General features: G+C 56.6%; 23 protein-coding genes. 8 read left to right on the top strand and 15 right to left on the bottom strand.

Annotated features, from left to right (window positions below):
• Positions 1–50: 50 nt before the first annotated feature.
• Positions 51–1,349 (bottom strand): DNA-processing protein DprA, encoded by a 1,299-nt coding sequence (gene dprA, locus ACIQLF_RS07010; RefSeq protein WP_400296044.1) that lies wholly within the window; start codon positions 1,347–1,349, stop codon positions 51–53.
• A 395-nt stretch (positions 1,350–1,744) separates the two neighbouring features.
• On the opposite strand from dprA, the gene ACIQLF_RS07015 reads away from it, so the two are divergent.
• The 4 genes from ACIQLF_RS07015 (at position 1,745) to ACIQLF_RS07030 (ending at position 5,271) form a co-directional block, all read left to right on the top strand.
• Positions 1,745–2,683 carry an ABC transporter substrate-binding protein gene (locus ACIQLF_RS07015; protein WP_400296047.1) on the top strand — a complete coding sequence of 313 codons (939 nt, stop codon included), beginning with the start codon at positions 1,745–1,747 and terminating at the stop codon, positions 2,681–2,683.
• Between the two features lie 124 nt (positions 2,684–2,807).
• A complete protein-coding gene (locus ACIQLF_RS07020) occupies positions 2,808–3,884 on the top strand; it encodes an ABC transporter ATP-binding protein (RefSeq protein ID WP_400296049.1) in 1,077 nt (358 codons plus the stop codon).
• The gene (locus ACIQLF_RS07025; protein WP_400296051.1) at positions 3,881–4,612 is read left to right on the top strand and encodes an ABC transporter permease; all 732 of its coding nucleotides are present in this window, start codon (positions 3,881–3,883) and stop codon (positions 4,610–4,612) included. The genes ACIQLF_RS07020 and ACIQLF_RS07025 overlap by 4 nt, the downstream gene beginning before the upstream one ends.
• Positions 4,609–5,271, top strand: coding sequence for an ABC transporter permease (locus ACIQLF_RS07030; protein WP_400296054.1), 663 nt, complete (start codon positions 4,609–4,611; stop codon positions 5,269–5,271). Before ACIQLF_RS07025 ends, ACIQLF_RS07030 begins: the two co-directional genes overlap by 4 nt.
• Here the strand turns inward: ACIQLF_RS07030 and ACIQLF_RS07035 are convergent.
• Together ACIQLF_RS07035 and ACIQLF_RS07040 are read right to left on the bottom strand one after the other, a co-directional pair.
• Positions 5,268–5,621 carry a hypothetical protein gene (locus ACIQLF_RS07035; protein ID WP_400296057.1) on the bottom strand — a complete coding sequence of 118 codons (354 nt, stop codon included), beginning with the start codon at positions 5,619–5,621 and terminating at the stop codon, positions 5,268–5,270. The genes ACIQLF_RS07030 and ACIQLF_RS07035 overlap by 4 nt on opposite strands.
• Before the next feature lie 37 nt (positions 5,622–5,658).
• Complete coding sequence (locus ACIQLF_RS07040) at positions 5,659–6,309, bottom strand: ATP-binding protein (protein ID WP_400296059.1); 651 nt, start codon at positions 6,307–6,309, stop codon at positions 5,659–5,661.
• Between the two features lie 21 nt (positions 6,310–6,330).
• Between ACIQLF_RS07040 and ACIQLF_RS07045 the strand changes: the two genes are divergently transcribed.
• Positions 6,331–7,788: a recombinase family protein gene (locus ACIQLF_RS07045; protein WP_400296062.1), complete on the top strand. Its 1,458-nt coding sequence runs from the start codon at positions 6,331–6,333 to the stop codon at positions 7,786–7,788.
• 29 nt (positions 7,789–7,817) lie between these two features.
• On the opposite strand, the gene ACIQLF_RS07050 is transcribed toward ACIQLF_RS07045, so the two are convergent.
• Positions 7,818–8,573 carry a hypothetical protein gene (locus tag ACIQLF_RS07050; RefSeq protein ID WP_400296065.1) on the bottom strand — a complete coding sequence of 252 codons (756 nt, stop codon included), beginning with the start codon at positions 8,571–8,573 and terminating at the stop codon, positions 7,818–7,820.
• Positions 8,574–8,760: 187 nt separating this feature from the next.
• On the opposite strand from ACIQLF_RS07050, the gene ACIQLF_RS07055 reads away from it, so the two are divergent.
• The 3 genes from ACIQLF_RS07055 (at position 8,761) to ACIQLF_RS07065 (ending at position 11,748) form a co-directional block, all read left to right on the top strand.
• Positions 8,761–9,042, top strand: a complete 282-nt coding sequence (locus ACIQLF_RS07055; RefSeq protein ID WP_400296067.1) for a hypothetical protein — start codon at positions 8,761–8,763, stop codon at positions 9,040–9,042.
• A gap of 2 nt (positions 9,043–9,044) precedes the next feature.
• Positions 9,045–9,230, top strand: a complete 186-nt coding sequence (locus tag ACIQLF_RS07060) for a hypothetical protein (protein ID WP_400296069.1) — start codon at positions 9,045–9,047, stop codon at positions 9,228–9,230.
• A 241-nt stretch (positions 9,231–9,471) separates the two neighbouring features.
• Positions 9,472–11,748, top strand: a complete 2,277-nt coding sequence (locus tag ACIQLF_RS07065) for a type IV secretory system conjugative DNA transfer family protein (RefSeq protein WP_400296071.1) — start codon at positions 9,472–9,474, stop codon at positions 11,746–11,748.
• Positions 11,749–11,814: 66 nt separating this feature from the next.
• Here the strand turns inward: ACIQLF_RS07065 and ACIQLF_RS07070 are convergent, their stop codons facing one another.
• The 11 genes from ACIQLF_RS07070 to ACIQLF_RS07120 form a co-directional block, all read right to left on the bottom strand.
• Entirely contained in the window at positions 11,815–12,138 is a 324-nt protein-coding gene (locus tag ACIQLF_RS07070; protein ID WP_400296074.1) for an Lsr2 family protein, read from the bottom strand.
• Positions 12,139–12,444: 306 nt separating this feature from the next.
• A complete protein-coding gene (locus ACIQLF_RS07075; protein ID WP_400296076.1) occupies positions 12,445–12,657 on the bottom strand; it encodes a hypothetical protein in 213 nt (70 codons plus the stop codon).
• A 2-nt stretch (positions 12,658–12,659) separates the two neighbouring features.
• A complete protein-coding gene (locus tag ACIQLF_RS07080; RefSeq protein WP_400296078.1) occupies positions 12,660–13,685 on the bottom strand; it encodes a CHAP domain-containing protein in 1,026 nt (341 codons plus the stop codon).
• Between the two features lie 65 nt (positions 13,686–13,750).
• Positions 13,751–14,020 (bottom strand): hypothetical protein, encoded by a 270-nt coding sequence (locus ACIQLF_RS07085; RefSeq protein WP_400296079.1) that lies wholly within the window; start codon positions 14,018–14,020, stop codon positions 13,751–13,753.
• Between the two features lie 102 nt (positions 14,021–14,122).
• Entirely contained in the window at positions 14,123–15,058 is a 936-nt protein-coding gene (locus tag ACIQLF_RS07090; protein WP_400296082.1) for a hypothetical protein, read from the bottom strand.
• Positions 15,059–15,080: 22 nt separating this feature from the next.
• Positions 15,081–15,506, bottom strand: a complete 426-nt coding sequence (locus ACIQLF_RS07095; RefSeq protein ID WP_400296085.1) for a hypothetical protein — start codon at positions 15,504–15,506, stop codon at positions 15,081–15,083.
• A complete protein-coding gene (locus ACIQLF_RS07100; RefSeq protein WP_400296087.1) occupies positions 15,506–15,958 on the bottom strand; it encodes a hypothetical protein in 453 nt (150 codons plus the stop codon). Before ACIQLF_RS07100 ends, ACIQLF_RS07095 begins: the two co-directional genes overlap by 1 nt.
• Positions 15,958–16,485, bottom strand: a complete 528-nt coding sequence (locus tag ACIQLF_RS07105; protein ID WP_400296089.1) for a hypothetical protein — start codon at positions 16,483–16,485, stop codon at positions 15,958–15,960. Before ACIQLF_RS07105 ends, ACIQLF_RS07100 begins: the two co-directional genes overlap by 1 nt.
• The gene (locus tag ACIQLF_RS07110) at positions 16,478–17,620 is read right to left on the bottom strand and encodes a hypothetical protein (protein ID WP_400296092.1); all 1,143 of its coding nucleotides are present in this window, start codon (positions 17,618–17,620) and stop codon (positions 16,478–16,480) included. Before ACIQLF_RS07110 ends, ACIQLF_RS07105 begins: the two co-directional genes overlap by 8 nt.
• A 2-nt stretch (positions 17,621–17,622) precedes the next feature.
• Positions 17,623–18,522, bottom strand: coding sequence for a hypothetical protein (locus tag ACIQLF_RS07115; RefSeq protein ID WP_400296093.1), 900 nt, complete (start codon positions 18,520–18,522; stop codon positions 17,623–17,625).
• The gene (locus ACIQLF_RS07120) at positions 18,519–20,966 is read right to left on the bottom strand and encodes a phage tail tape measure protein (protein WP_400296096.1); all 2,448 of its coding nucleotides are present in this window, start codon (positions 20,964–20,966) and stop codon (positions 18,519–18,521) included. The genes ACIQLF_RS07115 and ACIQLF_RS07120 overlap by 4 nt, the downstream gene beginning before the upstream one ends.
• Positions 20,967–21,207 lie beyond the last annotated feature (241 nt).

The following is a 21,207-nucleotide window of genomic DNA, read 5'->3' on the forward strand; positions in this document are numbered from 1 at the left end:
GTGATCCGGTGCGGGGATTGCCCTGGTTCGCATGGGCGTATGGTCAATTGCTAGCGCGGGAGAGGGCTTTGGTCTTGGAGTCCTTGTTGCCGTGGCTTTCCGTTGGGGTATCTGCGCATCCAGCCTTCTGGCTTGGATTGGGCGAGTCCCTTGGCGGCGAGGCGGCTGAGTCCGCCGAGGATTGAGCCGATTCCCAGGCCTGCGAGGATTGCGAGTTCGTCGACGGTGCGTGGCGAGCGTGTGGGCAGTGCGTCCAGGAGCAGGAGGTCCTGGACTGCCAGTCCGTCGTATTCGCGGTTGTCTTCCCCTTTGGTGGTGTTTGTTTCCCCCATGGGAGGTGAGCCATTTGTCTGGTGTGCGGCAATGGATGTCCCTAGTAGTTCGAGGGCTTCGGCGGCGTCGGTGATGAGGGTTGCAGCACCCTCCCTGATGAGGCGGTGGCATCCTGCGGAATTTGCCGAGTAGACAGATCCCGGGACTGCCCCCACCTCGCGGCCCATCTCGGCGGCGTGGTGTGCTGTGCTTAGCGCCCCGGAGCGCCAGCGTGCTTCGCTGACGATTGTCAGTGAGCACAGTGCGGCGATGAGTCTGTTGCGTTGCAGGAATCTCCAGCGTGTGGGGGTGGATCCCGGGGCGACTTCGGAGATGAGCAGCCCCTCGCGGTGCACCCGGTGGAGGAGGTCTTCGTTCCCTGCGGGGTAGAAGCGGTCCAGTCCCCCGGCCATGACGGCGATGGTTGAGGGGCGTGTTGTGGCTTCTCCCTCTGGCGGTTCTTCGGCGAGCGCGGCTTTGTGTGCCTTGGCGTCGATTCCGTAGGCTCCCCCTGAGACGATGCATATGCCGTTCCTTACCAGTCCCGCGGCCAGCTCGGCGGTGATGGTGCGGCCGTACTCTGTGGCATCCCGTGAGCCGACGATTGCGACCAAGGCGTTGGGCTCACGCAGGGTGTCGAGGGTTCCCTTGCCCCTGTACCAGAGTGCATGGGGCGCTGCGAGTCCGAGGGCGTCGAATCCGCGTGGCCAGTTTTCGTCGCCGGGCAGGAGGATTCCCCCTCCGAGGTTGTTCATGAGCTGCAGGTCTGCTTGGGGGTTTGCGACGCTTGCGCGTGCACGCCATCTGTCGAGTCCGGCATCGAGGCGCAGGTTCGTGCGGGAGGCTCCGTGTGCGTCCAGGAGATCGGCTACCTGTTGTTGGGTTCGGGCGGGCGCCGGTCCCGTGTGTTCGCGGATCATGCGGTAGGCCTCGACTGCGCCCAGGATTGCCACGAGTGCGGCGCCGGTTTGGTCGTTGGGTTCGATGATTCTCGTGAGTCCTGCTCTGGCGGTGGTTTCGTCGTTGTTCTGTTCCATGTGGTGGTGTCCCCTGGTTCCCTTGGCATTTTGCCTGCTTGTCCCCCTGTGGCTGTTATTGCCTTGGTAGGGGGTGGACCCATCATGGGTAACTCCCGGTTCGGGTTGGTGCGATCGGATCCGGGCTGTGCCTATCCGCGGGTTGGCGCTGTTTCCCGGTCCTTGTGCGGGCAAGTCCCCCGCCGGATTGGGCACCGTTGGGCATCGCCAGCCTGGCGCGGCGGGGAGTGACGGTGACGTACGGTGACTTGCGGGAATCCGAATTGGCCGGCCTGAATAGTCAAATATTGCTTGTGGCCTGCCTAGTAGGCAACGATGGACAAGTGGCTCCCGCCCCCAGGCGGAAGCGAGATAGATCTTCCATCAGAATCTCTCTAGACGAAGTCAGGCTAACAATGACGAACAGAAGAAGACTTCCCCTCCTTGCCGCCCTCTCGGTGGTCGCCGGATCGCTTATCCTCAGTGGCTGCTCGGATCCCACCGCGGCCCCGGCTCCTTCCGGCGGTTCGGCCGCCGCTTCGAAGTTGACGGTTTCCTCGGCCAACTTCACGGAATCCGAGATCATCGGCAACCTCTACGCCGAGGCGCTCAAGGCCAAGGGCTACGACGTGGCGACGAAATTCAACATTGGCTCCCGCGAGGCCTATATCCCGGCTCTCGCGGACGGTTCCATTGACTTGATCCCCGACTACACCGGCAACCTGTTGCTCTTCTTGGACAAGAACGCGGATGTCAGCACGCCCGCTTCGATCCTCAATGGGCTTCCGGCCGCGCTGTTGGCAAAGAACCTCGCTGCGCTTACCCCCGCCGCGGCGGAGGACAAGGACTCAGTGGTTGTCACCCGCGCCACCGCCGACAAATGGAACCTGAAGTCCATCGGCGATCTGGCCGCCCACAATGCCGAGGTGACGATGGCCGGGCCGCCGGAGTTCAAGGAACGCCCGGTCGGTTTGCCGGGGCTGGAGAAGAACTACGGTCTGGTGCCAGCCAAGTTCGTCCCGATTGCCGATGGCGGTGGCCCGGCAACCGTGAAGGCGCTATTGGATGGCTCCGTGACCGCGGCGAACATCTTCACCACCAGCACCGCAATTCCGGCGAACGATCTTGTGGTCTTGGAGGATCCCAAGAACAACTTCCCCGCCCAGCAGGTCATCCCCGTGGCGGGCAAGGACAAGCTGGACATAAAGGCAATCGAGACCATCGACGCGGTGTCGGCGAAGCTGAGCACGGAGGAGCTGATCAAGCTCAACGGGCAGGTCTCCGGGGATTCGAAGACGGAGCCGAAGGCCGCGGCGATCGCCTGGCTGACCGAGCAGGGTTTGATCTCCAAGTAGGACAAGAAACCACTATCGAACACATGTTCGAACGGGGGTTGGTTGCCGTTACCCGCCGGTGGCCAACCCCCATATTATTCCCGGAATCACGCGCCAACACCACCTCCCAGAAGGAACCTTCCCGATGATCACCTTCGAATCCGTCTCCAAGACCTACCCCGGGGGCACCACCGCAGTGGAGAACCTCGACCTTCACATCGAAACGGGTTCCTTCACGGTCCTCGTGGGGCCCAGCGGCTGCGGAAAGACGACTTCAATGCGCATGATCAACCGCATGGTCACCCCCACCGGCGGGCGCATCCTGGTCGACGGGCAGGACGTGGCGGGCATCCGCCCGGTGTCCCTGCGCCTGGGTATCGGATACGTCCTGCAAAACGGCGGCCTGTTCCCGCACCGCACCGTGATCGACAACGTCGCCACCGTCCAGCGGCTGCTCGGGCTCTCCAAGGCAGAAGCCAGGGCCAAGGCCCACGAGGCCCTGGAACGCGTCGGACTGGACGCGTCGGTGGCAAAGCGATATCCGGCGCAGCTCTCCGGCGGCCAGCAACAGCGCGTGGGCGTGGCACGCGCGCTGGCGGCCGACCCGCCCATCCTGTTGATGGACGAGCCGTTCAGCGCCGTGGACCCGATTGTGCGCGAGGAACTCCAGCAGGAGGTCAGGCACCTGCAGGCCGAAATCAAGAAGACCATCGTCATGGTCACCCACGACATCGACGAGGCGCTGACCCTCGGGGACAAGATCGCCGTCATGGCTCCGGGCGGCCGCCTGCAGCAGTACGCCCCGCCCGCTGAGATCCTCACGCGTCCGGCGAACTCGTTCGTGGCCTCGCTGGTGTCCAAGGACCGCGGCTTCCGGGCGCTTTCCTTCGACACGCTCGATCGCGTCTCCAGCACCCCGCTGCCGGCCCCGCGCGGCGACGGGAGCATCGACATGTCCTCATTCGCCCCCGGGTGGATCCTGGAGCCAGGCAACGGCCACGGGACGGACGGAACGGCCCAATGGGTCAACACGGGCGGAACGCGCTTTGCCGTCGCCGGCGCGCTGCGCCCCGGGGATTCCATGCGCGCGGGCCTTGACGCGGTGCTGGCTTCCCCGATCGCCGCCGCGCTGCTGCTTGACGGGGCGGGACGCCCTGCCGGCTACCTCACCCTCGAGGATCTGGCCCCGCACCTTCACCCCGGGGTGGTGGCAGGCGCATGAAATGGCTGCTCGCAAACCCCGAACAGGTGTGGGAGCTGACGCTCGAACACCTGTACCTCTCGGTCGTCCCCATCGTCATCGGACTGGTCCTGGCGTTGGGACTGGGGCTCGTCTTCGGAAACCGCCGGCGAGCGCGATCCGTGATCACCACCCTGGCGAGTGCCGTCTTCACGGTGCCGTCGCTGGCGTTGTTCGTGGTGATTCCCACGCTGCTTGGCACGCAGATCCTGGATCCGGTCAACGTGGTGATCGCGTTGAGCCTGTATTCGGCGTCGCTGTTGGTGCGCACGGTCTTTGACGCGCTGGATGCGGTTCCCGCCGATGTGCTCAGTTCGGCCGAGGCGATGGGGTACTCGCCGGCGCGGCGTCGCCTCCTGGTGGACCTTCCGCTGGCGGTGGGCCCGCTGGCCGCAGGAACCCGCGTGGCCGCCGTGACGAACGTTTCGCTGGTTTCGGTGGGCGCGGTGATCGGCATCGGCGGCCTGGGGCAGCTGTTCACCTCCGGGTACCAGCGCAACTACCCCGACCAGATCCTGGCGGGCATCATCATGATCCTGTTGCTGGCCATGGTGCTTGACCGGGTGCTTGCGGTGATCGGCCAGCTGTTGACCCCGTGGCTTTCGGCGAAGAACACCGGCGGCTCGGCGAGCGCCGCGCCGGTGCGCACGGTTGCGGGCCTGCCCGTACCGCAGGCAACCGGCGGTACGGAATCGGGAGGCAAGAAATGATCAACGACATGCTGAGCTACCTGGGCACCGGCGCCAATTGGGCGGGCGAGGGCGGAATCGCCGCACGGCTGGCCGAACACCTCTGGTACTCCCTGCTTGCGGTTCTTGCGGCCCTGGTGGTCGCCTTCCCGCTGGGGTTGTTCATCGGCCACACCGGGCGCGGCAAGGTCGTGCTGGTGTCCCTGTCCAACGTCCTGCGGGCGCTGCCGTCCCTGGGCATCATGACGCTGCTGGTGTTGCTGATGGGTCTGGGCCTCTTCCCGCCCCTGGTGGCGCTGGTCCTCATCGCCATTCCACCGATCCTTGCCGGGGTGTACTCGGGGGTGGCAAACGTGGACCCGCTGGTCGTGGATTCGGCGCGTGCCATCGGCATGAAGGATTCGCGCATCATCCTGCAGGTCGAGCTACCGCTGGCCTTGCCGTTGATGCTGGGCGGGCTGCGCGGGGCGATCCTGCAGGTCATCGCCACCGCGACCATTGCCGCCTACGTGAACCTCGGCGGGCTGGGCCGCTACATCTTCGACGGACTTGCCCTGTACGACTACGGCCAGGTCCTGGTCGGTGCGGCCCTGGTGACCGGGCTTGCGCTGCTTGTCGATGGCTTGATGGCGCTGCTGGTCAAGCGGTTCTCACCGGCACGTCGGTACGTCGCGGCCTAGCCCCGTCTGGCCCGCACTGCGGCCAGGACCATCCCAACCACGATGGTGATCGGCATATTGCCGATGTACCCGATCTTTCCGATGGCGCCGATCGAGGCCACGGACCCAATGGATCCAACCGAGACGATGGAGGCGATCGATCCGATAGAGATGAGCGAGGCTATCGATCCCGCCGAAGAGACGGATGCGATGCAGCCCGCAGAGGTCAGCGAGGCAATGGATCCTGCCGAAGCCACCGAGCCGATGGAGCCTGCGGACGCGTAGGAGGCTATCGACCCCGCCGAGGCATTCAACGAGCATTCATCCGCGGCGGAACGTGTGGTTGGTTTCGAGGAGTTCGGGGTGCGCATGGGAACCATCTTCCATGTTCCGACCCCGACGCGTCGACTACCCGACATCCCCCTTGCCGTGCTGGCGCAGCTGCAGGGCCACGTCCACGTCCTCCGCCGTGGGACAGGCGTGGGAGTTCAGGTCCGCGATGCTCCAGGCGATGCGCAGCACGCGATCGTAGCCGCGGGCGCTGAGCCGGAGGGATTCGGCAGCCTTGCTCAACCCCGCGGTGGCAGCCGACAGCAGGCGCAGCTCGTTGCGCAGGATCGAACCGGGAACCTCGGCGTTGGTGCCGATGCCCCAGCGCTTGAGCCGTTCCCGCTGTTGCACCCTGGCCTCGCGGACGCGGACGGCCACCAATGCGGAGGACTCGACCGGGCCGCGGGAAGCCATTTCGCGTGCCGAAAGCTGCGGGACAAAAAGCTGCATGTCGATCCGGTCCAGCAACGGGCCCGAGAGCCTAGCCAGGTACCGGCGCCGCTGCATCGGTGTGCAGGTGCAGTCGGTCCCCTTGCCCAGGTTGCGACCGCACGGGCACGGGTTCGCCGCCATCACCAGCTGGAACCGGGCCGGGTAGGTCGCAGTGCCCGCCGCCCGGTGCAGGGTCAGCACCCCGGACTCGAGCGGCTGGCGCAGCGCGTCGAGCGCCGTGGCGCTGAACTCGGGACTTTCATCAAGAGTGTTGACAACACTCCCCGCTTCCCGCATAGTGATCGGCAGAGATTTCCCATGTCAGACCCCAAAACTACCCCCATACGATGTGCCATATACGCCAGAATCAGCGACGACAAGCGTGGCGAGGGCCTTGGCGTGGAACGTCAGGAGCAGGCATGTCGAGAGCTTGCTGAGAGGAACGGCTGGGAAGTTGTCCTTGTCAAAGTCGATAACGGAATCAGTGCTTACTCTGGAAAGCCTCGTCCGTCGTACATAGCAATGGTGGACGCCATCAAGCGCGGCGAAGTCGACGTAGTAATCGCGTGGCAGCTCGACCGTCTATATCGACGGATGCGAGAACTCGAGGACTACATCGAACTTGTGGAAGCCTCTGGAATCCAGACTCAAACGGTGATGGCTGGAGCGTTTGACCTCAACACGGCTATGGGACGAGCAATGGCACGAACAGCAGTCTCATTCGCGACTCTTGAAGTGGACAACTCAAAGGACCGTGTTCTATCGGCCAAGCTTCAGGCGGCTAAGTCTGGACTACCTAGCGGCGGCAACCGTGCCTACGGTTATGAGCAAAACGGCATGGTCATCATCGAGAAAGAAGCTGCGGTAGCTCGGGAGATCATTGACCGCTACATACGTGGCGACTCTTGGAACTCAATTGCCCTGGACCTAAACGAACGCGGTCTTCGAACTGCTACAGGCAAGTTCTGGGCGGCTATCAACGTACGGAACGTGGCCATTCGCCCTCGCAACATTTCCATCCGCGTTCACAACGATGATGAGTACCCGGCTCAGTGGCCACCGCTAATCAGCAGAGAGACGTGGGACGCGCTGCACGTGGCTATCAAGCGTGGGCACTCCCTGCATGGCAAGCGCACCTACGCACGCAAGCACCTGCTCACTGGGTTCGTATACTGCGGACTTTGCGGAACGCGGATGCACATCGTTCCCGCACGTAAGCGCGACGGCTCATATACCCCGGCGTTTTGTTGCCGCACCAAAGATCACCGCGGTCAGAAATTAGGCTGCGGGAAGATCAAGCGTCGCAAGGATCCAATTGAAGCTTTAGTCATCGACTGCATCTTGTATCGGCTTGAATCGCCAGAAATGAGTTCATTGCTCGCAAACAAGGGGCAAGTATCAACTGAACTTAGGCAGGCGTTCCTACAACATGAAGTTCAAGACCAGCGCCTGACCGAGATACTCGACCTGTATTCAACTGGAGAAATGACGTTCGCTGAGTACAAGGCTTCTAAGACCATCGCTCAGACGCGTTTAGAGCAGCTCAGACGCGAGATAGAGACAAAGACGAGCAAAGTTACCATTGCGAACATTCCAGTCGGCAAAACGATCCGTGCGGCCTGGAATGAGGCTGATCTGAAGTGGCGTCGTCAACTAGCGGACTCACTCATTCAAGAAGTCCGCGTTCATCCAGCTCAGCTAAGCGATCATGGCGCCAGGTACAAGAATTACCGGCAGTTCAACCCGGATCGGATAGAGATTGTTTGGAAGGCTTGATTCCGTCAGAACTCTCGTTTGCAAATTGCTCACGCCTGCAATTGGGGATCTTCCCGTAAAACTATCTTTTCCAGGTGCATAAATTTCTCGCTTGTTTCGTGTCCCTTCCACGCTTCTACATACCCAGATTTCAATGACTCCGGCAAAGACGACTCTTCTACTATGGAGACATTCGCAGCGATGTGACGGTCAAGTTCGTGTCTGATAATCAAATTCTGCTCGCTCTGTTCGCGAACCTCTGCAGTTATCTTTTCAGAAGCAGCTGTAATCTCACGTACGAGGGCCATTAGCTCCATAATCTGACGATCCTTGGCTTCAATGATGCTGTAGACATCCTTCGAGAAGAAGCCACCTTTACCGTCGGTTGGTGTTAAATCGGTCGATTCTAGACTCGCCGTGAGATCCTCCAATAGAATCTTCGAGACTTCAGCAAACCCTTTATCTTCGAATTCGTAGAGGTGGCGCAGACTCTTGAACGGTAGAAGATCATCCGATTCCAACAACTTATTTCGTCGCTGCGTCAGATTAACGTCTCTCGGGTAGTCGATTGCAAGTGCAGACTTAGCGGCGGTTAGATCCGGTGAGTCAACCATGGAGTCGAATGCAGCTTTAATGCGTTCGATCACTGATCTCGACGAGCCACCACCAAGCAACCTAACTACGTCATCATGCTCACGCACGGAAGAGTTGCTGATCCCCTGATTGGCTCGCGTTGATTTAAAGAACCTGACTAACATCTCTTCGGTCAGCTCGCTAACGGCCGCCGTTTTCCTGTGCTCTGACATGGATTCTGCACCTCTCGTTCACCTACGACTGATCATGCCATTAGGTGCGGAATACATGAACGGATGTTACACACACGTGAGGGGAAAGTACTTGCGAGAATCCAGCCTTATGCAATTTTTCCGGCTCAGCAATTCTTGAATCAATCCCGCTTCTCTTGGGAGGAACAACTACAAGTAGGAGTCCACGATGAGCAACAGCCTCGTCCGGTTCTTCACCGGAGAACCAGAACCCCGCAAAGAAGCACGCACCGACGTTGAGCTTGCGCAGCAGTACCACCAGCGCATGCAGATGACGAGCTACCAAATGGAAATGGACCAGGCACTTACACGCGCTGCCATCCAGAGTGTCGTCAACGTCAATCGTCTTTGCAACGAAGTTGCCGGCGACGACCCCGACCTCAAGTCGCTTGTCCGTCCGATTCAAGACGCGTATTCGCGGCGAATCGCTCGAAAACTGGAAGGCAGCTAATCATGGAAAATCTACCTGGCATCATTGGCGTCCTGTTCGTAGGGTCTTTCCCGTTCATCCTCGTTTTCGGATTGATCGCTGCGCTCCGATTCGGTCGCAAGTTGCAGAAGGACCAATACAAAGCCAACTACCGTCGCGAAAGCAGCTGGCAACGGGAAGTTGACGATGAGCGCAAAGGCGGGCGGTAATCATGTTGCTAGTACTCGCAACCACCGGATGGTTCAATCCCGACATGGATTCAGACACGTTCAATACGGGCCTCGGGGACATGATCGGATCGCTGCTCGCGGGCTTGTTCTCCCTAGCTCAGCCGCTCTTTTCCGCGGTCGGATTCGTTGTCATCTTATTCCTCATAATCCGCGCGATATTTAGGAAGAGACGCTAGAAAAAGATGGTCGGATGGGTCGGAACATGTCAAAGTAGTGGCAGATGTTCTGGCCCATCCTTCTATCAACTCTCTTACCCCCGGCAATTATCTTGGGAGTTGTTGAAGTGAAGATCAGGTCACAGCGCCAGTTCGATATTGAACGCAAGACTTACTCGCTGACTTTCCCCTCAGACCTTTCTGAAGATCGTATTGTCGCTCTTCTTCGGGTAATGGGCAGCAGCATCCATCCAGGCATCACTCGGGTATTCGGAGTGGCTTCTATCGTCTTTGAAACCCACGCCAGTGGAACGGGCATTACTCACCGGGTAATTGTTCCTTGGCAGCTTGGCGACAGGATGGCCGCGCAAATTCGTCACCATATCCCCGGCGTCATCGTAGAAGAAGACAAAACGCGTGCTCGGCCGCAATGGAACGACGTCATTGAGGTTGGTATGACCGATGGAGCCCGGCAGCTCAGCTATGGGAACTCAACAGACATCTCAACCGGCATTCTTACCGCCGCGTCCCAAGCACTGAATCACGCTGAGGCGCTCGTCCTGCAATGGGTAGTCACTCCTGACACCTTTGATCGGCTCCCTTCAAAGGAACACGAAGTGCAGTCGACAAAGTTCGGCCTATTCGCCGCTCTCATCAATCGCACCGCCAGCCGCGAAGAAGTCGAGGACCGCAGGACGAAGCTCAATGAGACAAACTTTCTTGCCATGGGTCGCATCGGCGCAGTTGCAGGAACTGAAGCACGAGCTAAGTACCTGACACAAGGTGTATTCGACGTGCTGCGCTCGGCCGACAGTCATGGAACCCGCTTCAAAGGATCACACCGCGATCCAGAAGAAGCCAGCAAGCGATTGAACGAAGCAACGACGCCTTGGCTGTTCCCAGGACAGTTGAACGTCCCTGAGCTCGCTGCGTTGATTGGCATCCCGATTGGCAACCCCTTCATCCCAGGTCTCCCGAGAGCATCTAGCCGGCAGCTGTATGCCACCGAGGAAGTCCCGCGTGAAGGCCGCATCATCGGCGTCAGCAACTACCCCGGCCACAAGCGACCCGTTGCTCTGTCGTACGAGTACGCTCCCTTTCACAGCTACATTTCTGGTGGCACAGGTTCAGGCAAATCGACTCTTATGGCCAACTGGGCAGCTCAGGACATGGCGAACGGCTATGGGGTCATCGTCATCGATGCGAGTAACAGTGAGTCTCCTGAAACCCTCTTCAATCGGACGCTTTCCTACATCCCTCATGAACGCCTGGGTGACGTCATCATCATGGACGTAAAAAATGGCAGTAACCGGCCAGTCGGTTTCAACATTCTGGATCAAGGGCATTCGCACATGGTCGTCGACCAGATAAGCAATCTAATCCAGCAGCTCTACTCGGACAGCAAGGGTGTTTGGACGCGCGAGCTCATCCACCACGGCATGTACGCATTGATTGACCACGGAGGAACCACGTTCATGGATCTCCTGACGTTGATTCGTCCCGATACGGATCAAGAGCGAATCTGGGTGAAGGAGGTCGTGCGGTCGGTCAAGGATGCGCGTATGCGTCGCTTCTGGGATGACTGGCTGCTTCTCAAGGAAGAAGAGCGCCGCACGAAGTCTCAGCCGCTCTACGACCGTCTGTGGCAGTTCAGTAACCGTCCGGAGATTCACAACATCCTCGGTCAAACTGAATCGGCATTTCAAATGCGCACGGTGCTTGAGCGTAACCAGATCCTGCTAATCAACCTCGCGGGGCTTCCTGAAGAGACAGCCGGCCTACTGGGCACCTTGCTGTTCCAGTCGCTGTGGACGACCGCGCAGTCAATGACACCGGACAGAGCGAACTTCGTTTACCTCGATGAAGTTCAACAGATGACCCGCTCATCAGAAAATCTTGGCGACATCATGGCCCGCGGGCGCAAACACAAGTTTGGTTTGACTGTCGCAACCCAATACCTAGATGGCTCCGAAGTGAGCGAAAAGAACAAGGCTGCCATCATCAACAACACAGGCACGAAGGTCATCTTTGCCATTAGCGCCAAGGAGTCAAAGATCTGGGGTGGCGAATTCGGCAAACAAATCACGGCAGATGACTTCGTCAACAACAAGCGCTTTGATGCCTACGCAAAGATCGCGAACAAGTCCGACACTGGAGCCCCAGTATCAGTCAGTGCAGCTCCCCCAATGAAGACCTATGACCTTGGCGCCACAGCTAGAAACCTCTCAGATCTCAAGTACGGCGTTCCGATTGAACGTCTTGAAGCTGAAATTGCCGCACGCAGAAGTCCTGAACCAGTTCCTTTGAATGAACGGCCAAATCTAGGGCGCAAGAAAATTTAGGCAAAAAGAAACCCACCCAACATCGGAACGGCGAGTTGGGTGGGCTTTCCATTGCCTAAGACTAACTTAGGACTGGTTGCTTTCAGCATATGCATCCATGATGCTCTGCTTGATGCGTCCACGAGGCGCAACGTCATATCCGTTGGCTGCCGCCCATTCGCGGACCTTCTGCAGTTCCTCCGGGCTATTGCGAACTCCATTGCTACTGCGGGGAGCAGAAGCAACAACCTTTGCCCCCGCCTTGATGAATGGTGCCAGGGCTTCCTGGAGTGCCTTGTAATTGTCTGCGCTTAGGTCAATGGTGTATTCATCGTTGCCGAGACCAAAGCGGTAAGACTTTGCTTCTTTGCTGCCGTCGATATCATCGATCGTTATCGTGTGCTTAGCCATGAATATCACTCTACCCGCACTAAAGGCATGAACAAAGCCGTCTAACGCGATATTAGACGGCTTGAAGTTTCAGGTGGAGAGATTGTCGTCTTTTCGCCTATAACGCGTCAGACAGTGTGTGGCGCACCAATTACGGCGCTATTCATCGTCGTTGTCTTGTTGGGTTGAATCTTGTATTGCCAATTCGCCCAGTTTTCGCACGACGCCATAGTTGTACAGGTAATACTCAGGTGGAGTCATGTATTTGATCTCCTCACCTATGTAGACCGGAACCAATCGCTCATTTGGAGGGATTGGTTCCATCGATCAATTCTCGCCTATGTTCTTAGTGCCTGTAGCGAAGAACGTCTGCTTGACGAATACCAGCAGCAAGTTGACCAATGCGGTCAAAGGACCAAATAGCTCAGCATCCCCTGCGGTTGCGCTGATTAGGTAACCGATTATTGCTGATGCACCGACGTACAGTCCTGCCTTCAGGGTTTTACCGACGTTTGTTTGTAGGAACTTAGTTTTACTCATGGCTACTCCTTACTCTTGACAAATTTGTTCTTGGCCCACGCCGCTATCACCTGGATGACATCGCGCAGCTCTGTTGACTGAGGGGCACTCGGCTCTGCTTCTTCAGGCACGGGTGCGACAGGTGGCTTGACTGATTCAAGCTTCACAATGCGATCGAGGGCAGTTTCCAACTGTCCTTTCGCCACCGCAGCTTCGCCCTGAGCCTTTTGGGTAGCTTTGATTTGCTCATCCAAGTTCTTGACCAGACCGACACTCTTCGCCTCTTCGGCAGTTAGCTTCTTGGCCGCTTCATCCGCCTTGGTTAAGCGCGCGTTCACGCCCTGGATAGAGTTCGAGTCACTCGTGTCGCGCCACTGGCGTCCTTCGCCAGAAAGAAACAGCTCTTGAACGTATTCGTTGGTTAGCTCGCGCCCGACGTGATTAGTTTTCAGGTCTTTGTCTTTTGAGCCATCTAGCGAGTTCCCGCGTCCAGATACCCCGTTACGAGCCAACACGCCGTGAGTCAGAATTCTCGCGGTGTCTAGGTTGATCTTTACTGGCATGTCATCACCTCCTTTTGGCGGATTAGTTACTGGTTGCTTGGCGTTCTCTTTGTAGGACTTGAGTCGGTAATAAGTGGCCGGACCCTTGCGCCATGAGGCAACGAGCGGATCAATACGGGATGCGTAGACCTTGTTGCCTTCGAAGACTTCCGACTCTGTACCTGCAATCCCCACGTTTGCTTCGAATACTCGGTTGCCACTCAAAACGACGCCGATATGCCCGTAATTGCCGGCGTCCTGTTTCCAGATGACAAGGTCGCCTCTCTTAGGTGTGGATACAACTGCGGCGTGGCCTTGGCGCACTAGAGTGTCACCGAAGTCCTTTGCATGACCGCGCGCCAACTGCCAGTCTTTGATGCCGCACATCTCACCGATGAACCATTTGGCCACGGCTACACACTGACCGGTTAGATATGAGGGATGGCCAAGGAAATAGATGCCAATGCGTTCGTTGGCGTATGCATCCGCGTTGGCGGCAACACTCACGCTTCTTCTCCAACTGCAATTGCAGGTACTGCTACTTCTGTTTCCATATCACCTCCGTTCTTCACTTATTTGGACCCATCAAACATTTTGTACGCGCCGATAATGTTGATGATTGCTGACGCGACAAGACCGACCCAAAGCAACGTCGTCTTGATGCCGTTGCGACGCTCAAGGTTCTTTATGCGGGTGTCTAGTTCCGCGAGCTCTACCTTCGTAGCAAATAGCGCGGGGAAGCCCTTGATGAGATCCTTCATTTCTGAGATGTCATCGCGCATGTACCCAACGTGAATACCAACTTCTTTGATAGTTGTTGGCGGTTCGTTGTGGGCATCCATATGTCTTCAACTTAACAGAACGATCAAGTTATATAAACACGAAAATCTTGTAATCGCTCAGTACAGACGTTGCGACATTCCGTGAAGATATACAATTATGATTTACTCATCAGTGGTGTAAATGAGCTGTCCAGTGGCGCGACAGTTTCCACTCGCAGTCCAACCGTCAGCTGCGGGATTTCTAAATATCTGAACGGTTTTTGAGGCAGCTGAAATTTGTACAATTCCGGTATCGTTCACTGCATTATTTCTTACGTGGACGGGAACATATGCTATGGACGCTTTAGGTTCATATGGGAGTTGAATGGTTTTCGTTGAGGCGTTCGATGTCCCCATGAAACTAAAACTTATGATTACCGTAGGGCCGAGCTTCAAGTAAGATAATGTATTTGTTGTCAGACTCGTCACGCCCGTTACGCTTGTAACGGTATCGGTCCATTCCAGCGTCGAAAAGTCTATATTGTCGGAACCAATCATCGGCATTTTATCGAGAGGCATTTGAACCATATTGCGCACATCCGTAATCTTGTTAGCCGCAATAAGCGCCACACCAGGATCTACCCGCACCTGCGCTAATACTGTGTAGCTATTACCCGCACCCACAGAAGCTTGGATCGCCACGGATGTAGGTGCGACAGGTGTAGCTGCTGGAGTGCCTGAGACAATCTTCGCTTTTGAAACACCGGGGCCATCGAGGTTTGCGGAAGTAGGTGGGTTAGCACCATTTACGACCGGGAGATTCACGGCGTTGTCTACGTAAATGACGACAACGTCAATACGCGGGTTAGAAGCGTCAGGCGTAGGGATTGCGAGATTGAAGTCCGCGACCAGACTGACAATACGTGCTGAGGCGACTGCGGCAGATCCGTATCGCAAAAGCGCATTGCCTGGCTGGAGCGTTACTTGAAGACCAGTACCAGGTATGACAGTCAAGCCATCTATAACATCGCCGCCAAAGAGCCTAGATAAGGGCTTGGCATAAAACTCGGGTGATACGAGTGAGTTGTTATAGTTGGCTGTTTTGAAATTGTCATACATGCATTGTTGTTCCTATTTATTGTTACTGTATACGTTTCGTTGTAAATGTTCCAGAGCCTTGTGCGAGGAAGTAGAACTTTAGACCTGTAGCTGACGGAAATTGTCCTTGAAATCTCCACCGCTGCCGGCCATCCGTCGGATCAACTATCACTCTGCGTAGCCCGATTTCATCGATGAATGGCGTCCCAGGGGAAGCGATCTCCGCATATGCCCGATAACAAAGTGCGCCGCTGAATCTCGTGTTATCAGGTAGAAACTCTACTTCTACGACGACCTTGGCATAGTCCCCCGGCACAAGGATGTCGTACGGCAGTGCTGAGTAGATGCGGTGGTTAATAACGCTCCCGCTCCCCCGTGTCTGGCGAGCCTTAATCTCGCGCGATACCTGATTCAGTTCGCGCAGAATAGCCAGCGGTTTGCCCTCAGGAAGCTGATCAAGCACTCTCATCAGGTCGACCCTTTGTCATTGGCCAGTAGCTGCACGGTGAGGCGCACATGCTTTCCGGCCGGAACGGCGCTAATGACCACCTGATATCTGGCCGTAAACGGTGTGAGGTTTCCACCATGAACGTCAAATACGTTGTAGCTTGGCTGCCCATAATCAAGAAAATCAGGCAGTGGCGTCCAGTTCGATCCATCATCACTTAGCTCAACCACCCCTGCCATATCGGCTAAAGGCGTCTCGGCTTCGGTTGAATTGAAATCAATGTCGACTGTGGCGGGAATCGAGACGTCCGATGCCTTTTGAAACGTCACGCTGCTCATGTAGCTGTAGAAGATCATATTCTCCCCGCTAAGCATTTGGAGTGAGCCTTTTTGCTCCATCAGCTCTTGCTTCGCGTCCCGCAGTCGGGTGGCCACAACGTTCTGCGGCAGGCTGTCGAAATTGGTCACACCCATTACATAGTCCTCGCTACGGAAATAGTGCCCCCACAGGTGCCCCGGGCTCCCAGCTTCACGCGGTAACTAACGTTTCCCCAGTAGTAGAAGCGGATGACCCATTTGGTGACGTGGGCATCAGTCATGGTCTCCAGCTGAGGTCGATCGTAATGTTGGATCTGCACTCGTTCACCAGTCCAGTTGCCGAATTTCCACCACCATCCGCCTTCGCGGAATACTGGTTTACTCGCTTCATCAGTGCCGTTGAACCGGATGTCGGTAGCCGGGAAAACAAACGGAAACTCCTGCGTCCCGTCTCCCGTGAACGTAATCGTCAGCTCGACATCGCCAAAGCCGGCCCCCGTAGGATCGACATATGGCAGCGTCTCAGTCCGATCCCACTCAACTGGATTCTCTGCCTGGTAGGCAAGCACACCAGATGCACCGCTCGTGATCTGAGTGGCTTTGAACTCTTGATTGATCCGATCGCTCGCACGTATCCGCTGCTCAAAGACGTTCTCAATCAGGCTGCCGGTCGACTTATCCAAGGTACTCCCCCGTTTTCTCGAAGTAGAGCGTCACCGCCTGCTGGAAGTGGTTCTCGTCGACGTGGACCTCTTTACGCTCAACTCGATATAGTCCAGTCAGATCTTCAAGCAATCGGAGTCCGGTCATCTTCACCGGAATGATGTCGCCAATCTCAATGCGGTTCTTTGGCATGTTTGCGCCAGACAGAGTTACCTGCGGCATCCTAAGTAGTTGTTTGACGCGTTCTAAGCGCGCCTGAGCGTTCTCAATGAGTGTTGCCGACTTGGATACCTCATTGAACTGAACAGGCAGCTCACGCAGCCCGAATTCAAGCTGCGACTCTAGGTCTCCTTGTATGGTTATCAGCTGGTCAGCACCAAACCCAGAGCCGAGACCAATCACCGAGTTGAACAAGTTGTTCGCTCCCCTATTGAGAATCGCGCTGTCCAGGCTAGATCGAAAGTTCTTACGGTCGAACTCAACTTTGAAGTCAGATCGTGGTGAACCGATTTGCGGGTACGTCATGAGCTTCTTGTCGTGCAGGATCTTGAAGTCGAAATTGCCATCGACCAAGTTGGTCATGCGCTGCATGTTGAGCTTTGTAGAGCTGGTGTATTGTTCGAACGTCTTGTCGCGGAGCTTGCCGGTCACGTAGTAGCCGTTTGCCGGAATGATGATGCCGTAATCGCCATAGGTCACCAACTGAGCCTTGCGAACCATGTCGAAGAAGATTTCAACAGCTTCGGTGTTGACGTAGCTGGTCGATGGATCTGGATAGCGGGCATTGAAGAAGTTGAGGTAGCCGGTTGCTGTCACGCTAATGGTGATGCTGCCGTCGTTATTCAGGTTGAGAGGTGCGTAGTAGAGCTGCGTGCCAAACAGATACTCGCCGTTCTCCTTGATCTTGATTTCAGTCTGTCCCTCGCGGAAGTTTGAGACTGGATCGGAACCGGCTTCATTGATCATGTAGGCCTCGAAGGCGTCCGCGTCCATGCTGAACTGCAGACTCTCCGCTTCGTTGCGTTCTTCAGTCCAGAAAAGGTTTCGGACAAGGTGGGTGATCTCTTGGATACGAGTACCGTTCTTGCTCCACAGCTCTATCTCGTACCTGGTCGAGGAAGATGACTTGATGGCTTTCAGTTGCTCGGGTGTCATACCTAGATACCCATCACGCCCGGTCGCCAGACCATTAGAGCGGTCGATACATCCGCACCGCTGCCGCTGTCGAACTTGATCTGGTTGATGCCTGGCACAAGGCTCCAGAATTCAGACGTCAGTGGCGCGTAGCCAAAGACGTTACCGCCGCGTCCCGGATAGAAACGACCAGTTTCAGGGTCAATATCCGCTGTCGTTCCTAGCTTGACCGTGTGTTGCTGCATATCTATCTCGGTCACGCTGTCGCTGGCAGTCCCGTAGTTATCCAGCTGGAAGACTTGGCCGGTCGTTACGTTCGTCAGAATCGGATTGGTGATGGCTCCAGTAATGGTGATGACTGGAAAAACGGTGACCGTGCTCGTATTGTCGACGGAGCTATTCGGTTGGCCGGCTGAAAAATAGAAGCTCGAACCAAAGACCGGACTTGTGCCCGTGAACATGAATCCACCAGGCACTGCCTTGTTAATAGGCGCTGAGAGCGCACTGCCGGCCGTGTCGTCGTAGATAGTCGGGTCTGCGGCCTCCAACTCAAGTTTGAACAGAGACTTCATCCTGGCGCGTTTGATGGGCATCTTGAAGCTCATGACTTGGGCGTAGAGGATGTAGGCATAGCCATCGTCATCGAGAATGCGGACGGTTAGTCTGTCTGGATATAGGGGAAGAACAGCCTGGATCTCACGACGTCGCTGCAGCGCTTCTGCTACTGAGCCACTGAAGATGGAACCTTGAATGGTGATGTAGCGAGCGTCAAAGATCTGTGCTCCAAAATAGCTACCTGCCTGCCCAGCTCGCTGCCCTCTACTTGTACGGATATCAGGAAGATCCAGTCCCTCGATGTCCTCATTGATATAGACCCGCTTAGCCGGGTTGTTTAGTTCAAAGTCGTTTAGCCAGATCCTCACGATGCAGTCTCCAGTGCGAATCCAATGTCGCTTAGTAGTCGGTGTCTATCACCTCCGTTGTTGATGTTCATGTTTTCGATGATTACCGTGTGGCCGCTTGATTGGCCGCCACCGGATTCAGAGCGAGTTCGGTAGGCAGGAGTGACTCGTGACCCAGCTGGCAAGCTCACCTCTTCGACACCGTGCTCGCCAACTCGGAATCGACCACCGGACGAAGCGTTCGTTCCCGATGCATAGCCAGTCAGGGATTTACCAAAACTGAATGGATTCGACGGTAGCTTGATGTTGTCGCCACCAGACTTCGAGTTTGCTCTACCGCCAGCTTTTTCTCGGGCCTGGCCAATCGTGTCCCCAAGCAGCGACCATTTGGCGGTCTCTTTTTGGACCGCATCGCCGACACGTTTTGAGCTCTCCTTGACTTCCTTTTCCTGATCGATGACCTTCTGGTTGGCCTTGGCCTTCTTATCTGTTGCATCGGCAACGGCCTGCTTAGCACGCTTGAGATCTTCCTCGGCAAGTTTCTCGTCAAGAACTGCCTGCCTATATTCGAGGGATTGAGGACCGTAATTGATCAACGCATCCTTGACGCGGTTCTGCGCCCCCTCAACGCGAAGCTGTGCGCCTTCGAGACTGAGGTTAGCGCCAGTAAGATCATCCTGGGCTTGCTTCGCTTCACGCTGAGCTTGAGTCAGACCTTCCTGCGCGGCTTTGAGGCGTTCAGTTGATGCTGCCGATCTATCAGTTTGGGAAACAGCACTAATGTAGGCGCCAGTGATGCCGACGACCGCAGCAGTAACAAGTGCAAAAGGGTTGAGCATCATGACTCGATTGAGTGCTTGCTGGGCGACCATGGCAGCAGTCGTCCGGCTCGTAGTGGCCATCAGTACTGATTGATAACCGACAAACCCTCTCCCGTTGGTCAGTACGGCCATCTTGAGTGCATTCTGAGCACCCACGTTGGCTGATAGAGCGAGAGTATTTGCTTTGGTAATGAGCGTTGCAGAAGCGACATAGCCCTTATAGGTGATGAATCCTGCACCCAGAATCACCAGGAATCCAGTCGCGTGGCTGGCCTGGCTGGCAATACTGCTGAACACGCGAACGCCTGCTTCTGTAACGCGTATGGCCGCATAGAGCGCACCGACTAGAGTCTGTCCGATCATCCGGACGATGTCGCTCTTAGCAACGTCCGCGAATGCCGGAAGCAATCGGTTCACCACTGCATCCGCGAGCCCACTGAAGGCAGGCTGCAGGAAGGTGACAACTTGACTGCCAACGGAGCCAATTACCGAAGATGCACGTTCAAAGGCCGGCTCAACATTGTCTGAAAGTGTGGTCACGATATCCGTAAGCGATGGAAGCATCTTCATGCCCACGTCGATAGCCACTGTTTCGAGTGCACTTTGAAGTCCATCGAGCGCACCCTTGAATCCTGCGTTCTGTGCAGCCGCCAATTTAGTCGCAGCACCTTGTTTCTCAACCGCTACGCTCATGGCGTCGTATCCCTTGACACCCTCCTTCAAAAGGATGTTTACCGCACGGCTTGAGTCCGACCCAAAGATCTGCTCGATGTGCATGGCCTTTTGCTCGTCGGTTAGATCCTTGGTGCCCTCTTCGAGCTGCTTGATCATGTCGCGCAGACCTACGAACGTCCCCTTGGAGTTGTAGAAGTCCAGGTTCAGCTCGTCAAACGATGCTCGCGCCTTCTTCGTTGTTGGAATCAGGTTCATGAACATGGTCTTGAGCGATGTACCGGCGTCAGACCCCTTGATGCCGTTGTTGGCCATTTCAGCAATCGCAGCGGTCAGATCCTCTACTGGCACTTTCACTGCGGCCGCGCTGGCACTGGACATAGAGAGGCTGAATGCCAGGTCGCCAACATCGGCGCTTGAGGCATTGGCCGCGGCAGCCAGTAGGTCGGCTACGCGGCTTGCTTCTTTGCCCTCTAGATTGAATGCGTTGAGCGCGTTCGCGGCGATTTCCGCAGCAGCGCCCGTTTCCAGTTGCCCGGCTTTGGCAAGCGAGAGTACGCCTTTGGACGCGGCCAGGGTGTCATTGACGGAAAGGCCGGCCTTGGCCAGTTCAACCATGGCTAAAGCAGCATCGGCCGCACTCACACCAGGCAGCGATAGATCGTTACCGAGATCGCGGGACGTTGCCGCGACCATCTTCATTTGGTCGACGGTGGCTTCAGATACGGATTGGAAGATGTTGAGGGACTGCTCATAGTCAGCCGCTGACTTCACTGCAAATATGCTTGCAGCCGTGGAAGCAGCTCCGAGAGCAAGGCCTGTCTTGATGGCAATTGGTGCTACAGCAGAAAACGCTGAACCAAATTTGCTGGAGCTTTTCGCTCCCCCCTCAAGCTCATCTTTTACGTCACGAATAGGCTTGGACGCTTTGTCCGTTGCAGAGATGACGATATTGATTTTGTTTGAAGCCACGCGGGGGTAAATCTCACATTAGCGACTGTTATTGCTTGTTTGTCGCTTCTAATATCAACTTAACACGTCGCCCTGCGACTGACTACGGGCGAGATCCCGTTGTTCTTCCAGAGCCCAGCGGACCTTTGCCTGCCAAATTGCATCCCAGGGTTCGGCCTCAAATTCAGACACGGTCAAGCCAAAATGAGAGCGGTATTTCCACTCAAACTCATCCTCTGCCACATCGTCGGGCAGAGAAAGA

Origin of the sequence: Paeniglutamicibacter sp. NPDC091659 (assembly GCF_044756805.1) — a bacterium.
GTDB lineage: Bacteria > Actinomycetota > Actinomycetes > Actinomycetales > Micrococcaceae > Paeniglutamicibacter.

What these genes read in the sequence shown, in the direction of transcription:
- dprA (WP_400296044.1), bottom strand. Translation starts at nt 1,349, where the DNA reads ATGGAACAGAACAACGACGAAACCACCGCCAGAGCAGGACTCACGAGA.
- ACIQLF_RS07015 (WP_400296047.1), top strand. Translation starts at nt 1,745, where the DNA reads ATGACGAACAGAAGAAGACTTCCCCTCCTTGCCGCCCTCTCGGTGGTC.
- ACIQLF_RS07020 (WP_400296049.1), top strand. Translation starts at nt 2,808, where the DNA reads ATGATCACCTTCGAATCCGTCTCCAAGACCTACCCCGGGGGCACCACC.
- ACIQLF_RS07025 (WP_400296051.1), top strand. Translation starts at nt 3,881, where the DNA reads ATGAAATGGCTGCTCGCAAACCCCGAACAGGTGTGGGAGCTGACGCTC.
- ACIQLF_RS07030 (WP_400296054.1), top strand. Translation starts at nt 4,609, where the DNA reads ATGATCAACGACATGCTGAGCTACCTGGGCACCGGCGCCAATTGGGCG.
- ACIQLF_RS07035 (WP_400296057.1), bottom strand. Translation starts at nt 5,621, where the DNA reads ATGCGCACCCCGAACTCCTCGAAACCAACCACACGTTCCGCCGCGGAT.
- ACIQLF_RS07040 (WP_400296059.1), bottom strand. Translation starts at nt 6,309, where the DNA reads ATGCGGGAAGCGGGGAGTGTTGTCAACACTCTTGATGAAAGTCCCGAG.
- ACIQLF_RS07045 (WP_400296062.1), top strand. Translation starts at nt 6,331, where the DNA reads ATGTCAGACCCCAAAACTACCCCCATACGATGTGCCATATACGCCAGA.
- ACIQLF_RS07050 (WP_400296065.1), bottom strand. Translation starts at nt 8,573, where the DNA reads ATGTCAGAGCACAGGAAAACGGCGGCCGTTAGCGAGCTGACCGAAGAG.
- ACIQLF_RS07055 (WP_400296067.1), top strand. Translation starts at nt 8,761, where the DNA reads ATGAGCAACAGCCTCGTCCGGTTCTTCACCGGAGAACCAGAACCCCGC.
- ACIQLF_RS07060 (WP_400296069.1), top strand. Translation starts at nt 9,045, where the DNA reads ATGGAAAATCTACCTGGCATCATTGGCGTCCTGTTCGTAGGGTCTTTC.
- ACIQLF_RS07065 (WP_400296071.1), top strand. Translation starts at nt 9,472, where the DNA reads ATGTTCTGGCCCATCCTTCTATCAACTCTCTTACCCCCGGCAATTATC.
- ACIQLF_RS07070 (WP_400296074.1), bottom strand. Translation starts at nt 12,138, where the DNA reads ATGGCTAAGCACACGATAACGATCGATGATATCGACGGCAGCAAAGAA.
- ACIQLF_RS07075 (WP_400296076.1), bottom strand. Translation starts at nt 12,657, where the DNA reads ATGAGTAAAACTAAGTTCCTACAAACAAACGTCGGTAAAACCCTGAAG.
- ACIQLF_RS07085 (WP_400296079.1), bottom strand. Translation starts at nt 14,020, where the DNA reads ATGGATGCCCACAACGAACCGCCAACAACTATCAAAGAAGTTGGTATT.
- ACIQLF_RS07090 (WP_400296082.1), bottom strand. Translation starts at nt 15,058, where the DNA reads ATGTATGACAATTTCAAAACAGCCAACTATAACAACTCACTCGTATCA.
- ACIQLF_RS07095 (WP_400296085.1), bottom strand. Translation starts at nt 15,506, where the DNA reads ATGAGAGTGCTTGATCAGCTTCCTGAGGGCAAACCGCTGGCTATTCTG.
- ACIQLF_RS07100 (WP_400296087.1), bottom strand. Translation starts at nt 15,958, where the DNA reads ATGGGTGTGACCAATTTCGACAGCCTGCCGCAGAACGTTGTGGCCACC.
- ACIQLF_RS07110 (WP_400296092.1), bottom strand. Translation starts at nt 17,620, where the DNA reads ATGACACCCGAGCAACTGAAAGCCATCAAGTCATCTTCCTCGACCAGG.